We start from the raw sequence: 6,053 nt of genomic DNA on the forward strand, positions 1-6,053 counted from the left end.
CCCGCGCCCGCGGGGGGGCCCCCCCCCCGGCGCGGGCGGTTTGCGGGTCGCCGCCCGGGCCGCGGCGCCGCGGGGCCGCGCGCCGCGTCCGAGGGCGGCAGCAACGAATCGAGGCGCGCATTCGCCGAGACAAGTCGCCCATCTGCGGCGAACAGCGCGAAGGGGCCGGCCATGGCCGCCAGCGCCTGCGCCTGCAGCGCGGCCTGGGCTGCATCGGGCGGCTCGGGGCCGGCAGCGGGAAGCATGGCCCTATCCTGCCCCACCCTGCGCGCCCCTGTGTTTCGTGCCGGCGGCGTCCGTGTTTCGTCTGTTTCGCGACAGGCGTTTGACGCTGCGGCGCGCGCCTGCGACTTTCCGGCAGGGGGAGAGTCTCGGATGGCAGAGGGGACGACGACGATCCTGGTCGTGGAGGACGACCCGTTCCAGCGGGAGACGGTCTGCGCCTATCTCACGAACCAGGGCTTCTCGGTGGAGGGGGTGGGCGACGGCGCCGCCTTCCGCGCCGCGGTGGCGCGCGACATGCCCGACGCCGTGCTGGTGGATGTCGGCCTGCCCGGGGAAGACGGCTTTTCCCTCGCGCGCTGGCTGCGCGGGCTCTCGCCCACCGTGGGCATCGTCATGCTCACCGCGGCGAGCGACCTGGTGGACCGGGTGGTGGGCCTGGAGTCCGGGGCCGACGACTACATCACCAAGCCCTTCGAGCCGCGCGAGCTGCTTGCCCGGCTGCGCGCCCTGATGCGTCGTGCCGGCGGCGAGGGCCGCGCCGCCGCGCCCGGCCCGGCGGAGGCGCTGGCGCCGCACAAGGCCCGGATCGGCGCCGCGGTGCTCGACCGCAGGACCGGCGTGCTGCGCACCGCGGACGGCAAGGACGACCAGCTGACGGAAAGCGAGCTGTCGCTGCTTAACCTCTTCATCGAGAACCCGAATCGCGCGCTGCACCGCGACTGGCTGCTGGAGCGGACCTCCGGCGAGGAGGAGCCGGAGGCCTTCGACCGCGCCATCGACCTCCGCGTGATGCGCCTGCGCCGCAAGATCGAGCGCCACCCCGCGCGACCGATGGCGCTGCGCACGGTGCGGGGCGTGGGGTATCTGTTCGACCCCGAGGCCGGTTAGCGCCGGGTTCGGCGCGTCAGACGCCCGGCGCGACGCGCGGCCGGCGCAGGTAGCGGCGGACCAGCAGGAAGACGATGATCGTGACCGCCGTGCCGCCCAGCACCCACAGCAGGCGCTCCGGCCCCAGCAGCGCGCCCAGGAACCAGCCGGCCGCGGTGAAGCTGCAGGCCCAGATGCCGGCGGCGATGAAGTTCAGGATCGCGAAGCGGCGGTGGTCCATGCCCGCGATGCCGCAGGCCGCCGAGGCCACGTTGCGGATGCCGTAGAGGAACCGGAAGCTCAGCACGAAGAGCGCGCCGTAGCGTTCCAGAAGGACGGAGGCGCGCGCCACCTGCGCCTCCGCCTTCGGGAAGCGGCGCAGCGCCGCCGGGCCGAACTTCTTGCCCAGCGTGAACCAGGTCTGGTCGCCCGCGAAGGAGCCGAGCCAGACCGAGACGATCAGGATCCAGGGATCGACGATGCCGGTCGCCGCGCCGGCTGCCGCCGCCACGATGACGAAGGTCTCGCCCTCGAAGAACGCCCAGATGGCGGCCGCGACATAGGCGAGCGCGCCCCATTCCGCCCAGAACTCCGCCACCCTGACCTCCCGGAGAAGCGGGACTATGGCGCGGCCGGCCGTCGCGCCAAAGCGGAATCTCATGCCGGCGTGAGGGCGGGCGGGCGCTCTCCCGTCCCGGCCCAGCGGATCGCCGCGTGCGCCAGCGCATCGAGCGTATCGCAGACCGGGAAGGGCAGGGCGGGGCCGGCGGCAATGCCGAGCGGGATTTCCGTGCAACCCAGGACCACCGCCTGCGCCCCGCGCGCCGCCAGCGCGCCGGCGGCCTCGGCCAGGGGCGCATGGGCCTCGGCCACGCGGTTGGCCTTCACCTCGGCGATGGCCGGGGTGACGAGGCGGGCCATCTCCGCCTCGGTCGGCACCAGGCAGTCGAAGCCCCGCCTTTCCAGCCGCTGCTGGTAGAGCCGCATCGCAAGCGTCCCCGCGGTGCCCATCACCCCGATGCGCCCGCCCGCCACCCCGAGCCGGGCAAGCTCCGCCGCGGCGGCATCCACGATGTGCAGGATCGGCAGGGGCGTCGCCGCCTGCATCCCCTCGAACCAGCCATGCGCGGTGTTGCAGGGGATGGCGATGGCCCCGCAGCCGGCCGCCTCCAGCCCCCGGATGCCGCGCAGCAGCGCCGGCAGCGGGTCCGCCCCGCCGCCGAGCCGCGCGGCGGTGCGGTCCGGCACGCGGGGGTCGGACCACAGCACGGCGGGGACGTGGTCCTGGTCCCGTTCGGCCGGCGTCAGCAGCGTCAGCCGCCGCATGAACTCCGCCGAGGCCAGCGGCCCCATGCCGCCCAGCACGCCGAGGATGCGCGTTTCCATCAGAGGCCCAACCCGTCCCAGACCAGCTTCACCCCGGTGACGAACAGCATCACATACACCACGCGGTAGAAGACCCGGTCGTTGATCCGCTTCGCCAGCCATACGCCGAGCGCCACGCCGACCGGCGCCAGCGGCAGCAGCAGCAGGCTGGTCAGCAGGTTCTGCGCCGAGAGCTGGCCGAGGAAGAAATACGGCACCAGCTTCACGTAGTTGATCACGCCGAAGAACACGACGGTGGTCGCCGCCAGCTTCGCGCGGTCGAGCCGCAGCGGATAGAGATAGACCGCGAGCGGCGGCCCGCCCGAATGCGCGACGGTGGAGGTCAGGCCCGACAGCGCCGACCAGAAGCCGCCGCGCCATCGGTTCGGCGCGGCCGGCGGCGGCGCCACGCGCCCCGGCCGCGCCTGCCAGAGGCTGCGCGCCAGGAAGGCGAGCGAGATCACGCCGACCATCAGCTTCACCTGCCGGTCGTCGAGCAGCCCGAACACCGCCGTGCCGAGCCCGACGCCGAGCAGGCCGCCGGGCAGGATGCTCAGCAATTCGCGCCGGCTCCACTTCCCCCACCAGGCGCGGAGACCGGCGATGTCCATGGCGCAGAGCACCGGCAGCGCGATGCCGGCCGCCTGCGGCGCGGGCACCGCCAGCGCCATCAGCGGCACCGCGACATTGCCGGCGCCGGAGGCGAATCCGCCCTTGGAGATCCCGGTGAGAAGGAAGGCGGGGATGGCGAGCGCCCAGAAAAGCGGCTCGGTGACGAGGGGCATGGCGAGATCCTAGGCGCCGCCGGTCTGGCAGGCGCAATCCGCATGGCTGAGAAGCGATGTGTCCGGGTGACGCATGGCTTGTTGCAGGTTATGTCACCGTCATTGACGCTTTAACCGCATTCCGGTGCGGCTGGCGATAGTGAACCATCTTTCGGTTAAGTCATGCCTGGACGGGATGCGACGCCATGACCGAGTTCCTGCAGGATCCGCTCTGGCTGCTCGGCCTCGCCGCCGCCATGGCTGCCACCGGCCTCGTCTCCGGCACCCTGGCGGGGCTGCTCGGCGTCGGCGGCGGCATCGTCATCGTGCCCGTGCTGTTCAACGTGCTGCCCTTCTTCGGCATTCCGGAGGCGGTGCAGATGAAGCTCGCCATCGGCACCAGCCTGGCGACGATCATCCCCACCTCCATCCAATCCGCCCGCAAGCATTTCGCCAAGGGGACGATGGATGTCGCGTTGCTGCGCAGCCTCGCACCCTCCATCGCCGTCGGCGTGGCGCTCGGCACGGTGCTTGCGATCTGGCTGCGCGGCGATGCGCTGACGCTGGTCTTCGCCCTCGTCGCCGCAGCGGTCGCGGCGAACATGGCGCTGACCTCCGCCGACTGGCGCCTGCGCGAGAGCTTTCCGGCCGGCGCGCCGCGGCACGGCATCGGCGGCTTCATCGGCACGGTCAGCGCGATGATGGGCATCGGCGGCGGCACGGTGGGCGTGCCCATCCTCTCGGCCTTCGGCGCCCCGATGCGCGCCGCGGTCGCGACCGCCAGCGCCTTCGGCATCATCATCGCCGTGCCCGCCACGCTCGGCTTCGTCTATGCCGGCTGGGGCAACCCGCTGCTGCCCCCGCTCTCCCTCGGCTATGTCAACCTGATCGGGGTTGCGCTGATCGTGCCGACCTCGATGCTCGCCGCGCCCTGGGGCGTGAAGCTGGCGCATACCATCCCGCCGCTGCTGCTGAAGCGCCTCTTCGCGCTGTTCCTCGGCGTGACGGTGCTGCGCATGGGCTGGAGCCTGGTGGGCTGACGCGGTCCGATGACCGGAGGGGCGCTAGCCCCGCAGGTCTGAATCGGCCCGCCCAGGCGGGTCCGATGACCGGAGGGGCGCTAGCCCCGCAGGTCTGAATCGGCCCGCCCAGGCGGTCCGATGACCGGAGGGGCGCTAGCCCCGCAGGTCTGAATCGGCCCGCCGGGGCCACAAATCCCCGCGGCGGCGTCACGGCCGCCAGGGCAGGGTGCCGGGCGGCAGCCTGCGCGCCGCCAGGGTGGCCAGCGCCATGAGCGTCGCCATCAGCAGCAGCGCCAGGCAGGACACGGCGGAGGCGAGCGGCGAGTTGCCGCTCTCCTGCAGGCCGAAGACCAGCACGCCGAGCGTCTGCGTCCCCGGCCCGTAGAGCAGCGAGGAAACGGTGACCTCGTTCACCGCCGTCAGCGCCACCAGGATGCCGCCCGCGGCCAGCGCCGGCGCCAGGGGCGGCAGGTGCACCCGGAACAGCCGCCGCAGCACGCCCGCGCCCATCCCCCGCGCCGCCTCGTCGAGCGACGGGTCGAGCCGCGCCGCCGCCGCCGCCACGGGTCGCAGCGCCAGCGCCTGGAAGCGCGTGAGATAGGCAAACAGGATCAGCCCGAGCGTGCCGTAGATCGCCCCGCCGCCCGGCAGCGACAGCACGACCAGGATCGCGGCCACGCCGGTGCAGGCGCCCGGCAGCGCATAGGGCAGGTCCGTCGCGGTGCTGGCCGCGCGCACCGCCTTCGCCCGCAGCACCAGCGCGATCGGCAGCGCCGCCAGCGCCAGCAGCAGCGCCGCACCCAGGCTCAGCAGCAGCGAATTGCCGAAGGCCGCCGCGGTATGCGCCCCCGGCGCGGTGGCAGCGGCGAAGTGGCGCAGCGTCACCGTCTCGGCCGAGAGCTCCATCCCCCGTGCCGGAACAAGCGCCGAGGCCAGCAGCGCCAGCATCGGCACGGCCAGCACCGCCAGCAGATACAGCACCACCAGGGCGACGGCGCCGCGCTCCGCCGGCCGGGCCAGCGGCACCGCGGCGAAGGGCTGGCGCCCGGCGGTCGGTGCGCGCCGCGCCGCCAGCGACTGCACCACCAGCGCCGGCGCGGCCAGCAGCGCCAGCAGCACGGCCAGCGCCGCCGCCTGGGCGAGCGCATCCGCCCCGCCCGCCGAAAGGCGCTGCCAGATCAGCACCGGCAGCACCGTCACGCGCGCCGGGATGCCGAGCAGCGCGCCGACGCCGAAATTGCCGAGCGCCGCCACATAGGCCAGCCCCGCCCCGGCCAGCAGGCCCGGCATCAGCAGGGGCCAGATGGCCCGCCGCAGCGCCGCTTCCGGCGTCGCGCCGAGCCCGCGCGCCGCCAGCACCGCCTCGCCCGGCACCCGCCGCAGCAGGGCCGCGACGGCAAGCATCACCAGCGGCGCGGATTGCACGGCCAGCAGGATCGTCATGCCGGCCGCCCCATACACCGGATTGGGCGTGCCGAGCGGTGGCGCGAGGCCGAGCGCCAGCAGCAGCGGCGAGGCCGGGCCCGAGGCCTGGATCCATCCCAGCGCCATCACCTGCGCCGGCACCAGCGCGGGCAGCACGGCGAAGAACAGCAGCGCGCCGCGCCCCGGCAGGCCGCGCAGCAGCAGCGCCCAGGCCAGCGCGCCGCCGATCACGGTCGCCAGCGCCGCGGCACCGAGCGAGATCCGCAGGCTGTTCGCCGTCGCCCGCCAGACGGCCGGCTCGGCCAGGGCCGCAGCGACCGCGCCGCCGCCGAGCGCCTCGGCCCGCAGGCGCAGCAGCGGCACCGCTCCGATGGCCAGCAGCCAC

7 protein-coding genes are annotated in these 6,053 nt (G+C 74.1%); 2 read left to right on the forward strand and 5 right to left on the reverse strand.

The window, feature by feature from the left end; genetic code table 11:
* Positions 1 to 245 (reverse strand): hypothetical protein (locus tag AC1MIR_RS21245; protein ID WP_480030171.1); only part of this gene is annotated, 245 nt, incomplete at its 3' end.
* A gap of 130 nt (positions 246 to 375) precedes the next feature.
* Between AC1MIR_RS21245 and AC1MIR_RS21250 the strand changes: the two genes are divergently transcribed.
* Positions 376 to 1,113 carry a response regulator transcription factor gene (locus AC1MIR_RS21250; RefSeq protein ID WP_480030172.1) on the forward strand — a complete coding sequence of 246 codons (738 nt, stop codon included), beginning with the start codon at positions 376 to 378 and terminating at the stop codon, positions 1,111 to 1,113.
* Positions 1,114 to 1,129: 16 nt separating this feature from the next.
* On the opposite strand, the gene AC1MIR_RS21255 is transcribed toward AC1MIR_RS21250, so the two are convergent.
* The 3 genes from AC1MIR_RS21255 to AC1MIR_RS21265 are packed head-to-tail and all read right to left on the reverse strand — an operon-like array spanning position 1,130 to position 3,242.
* Entirely contained in the window at positions 1,130 to 1,690 is a 561-nt protein-coding gene (locus AC1MIR_RS21255; RefSeq protein ID WP_480030173.1) for a DedA family protein, read from the reverse strand.
* Positions 1,691 to 1,749: 59 nt separating this feature from the next.
* Positions 1,750 to 2,478 (reverse strand): cysteate racemase, encoded by a 729-nt coding sequence (gene cuyB / locus AC1MIR_RS21260; RefSeq protein ID WP_480030174.1) that lies wholly within the window; start codon positions 2,476 to 2,478, stop codon positions 1,750 to 1,752.
* Positions 2,478 to 3,242 (reverse strand): sulfite exporter TauE/SafE family protein, encoded by a 765-nt coding sequence (locus AC1MIR_RS21265; RefSeq protein ID WP_480030175.1) that lies wholly within the window; start codon positions 3,240 to 3,242, stop codon positions 2,478 to 2,480. Before AC1MIR_RS21265 ends, cuyB begins: the two co-directional genes overlap by 1 nt.
* A gap of 185 nt (positions 3,243 to 3,427) precedes the next feature.
* Between AC1MIR_RS21265 and AC1MIR_RS21270 the strand changes: the two genes are divergently transcribed.
* Positions 3,428 to 4,261 carry a sulfite exporter TauE/SafE family protein gene (locus AC1MIR_RS21270; protein WP_480030176.1) on the forward strand — a complete coding sequence of 278 codons (834 nt, stop codon included), beginning with the start codon at positions 3,428 to 3,430 and terminating at the stop codon, positions 4,259 to 4,261.
* Positions 4,262 to 4,450: 189 nt separating this feature from the next.
* Here AC1MIR_RS21270 and AC1MIR_RS21275 read toward each other — a convergent pair.
* The coding region (locus AC1MIR_RS21275) for an ABC transporter permease (protein ID WP_480030177.1) at positions 4,451 to 6,053 on the reverse strand (1,603 nt) is incomplete at its 5' end.

The sequence above is a fragment of the Falsiroseomonas sp. RANM36 genome (assembly GCF_056682175.1).

Excerpts from the sequence above, each read along its gene's own strand:
- AC1MIR_RS21250 (WP_480030172.1), top strand. The coding sequence starts at position 376 with ATGGCAGAGGGGACGACGACGATCCTGGTCGTGGAGGACGACCCGTTC.
- AC1MIR_RS21265 (WP_480030175.1), bottom strand. The coding sequence starts at position 3,242 with ATGCCCCTCGTCACCGAGCCGCTTTTCTGGGCGCTCGCCATCCCCGCC.
- AC1MIR_RS21270 (WP_480030176.1), top strand. The coding sequence starts at position 3,428 with ATGACCGAGTTCCTGCAGGATCCGCTCTGGCTGCTCGGCCTCGCCGCC.
- cuyB (WP_480030174.1), bottom strand. The coding sequence starts at position 2,478 with ATGGAAACGCGCATCCTCGGCGTGCTGGGCGGCATGGGGCCGCTGGCC.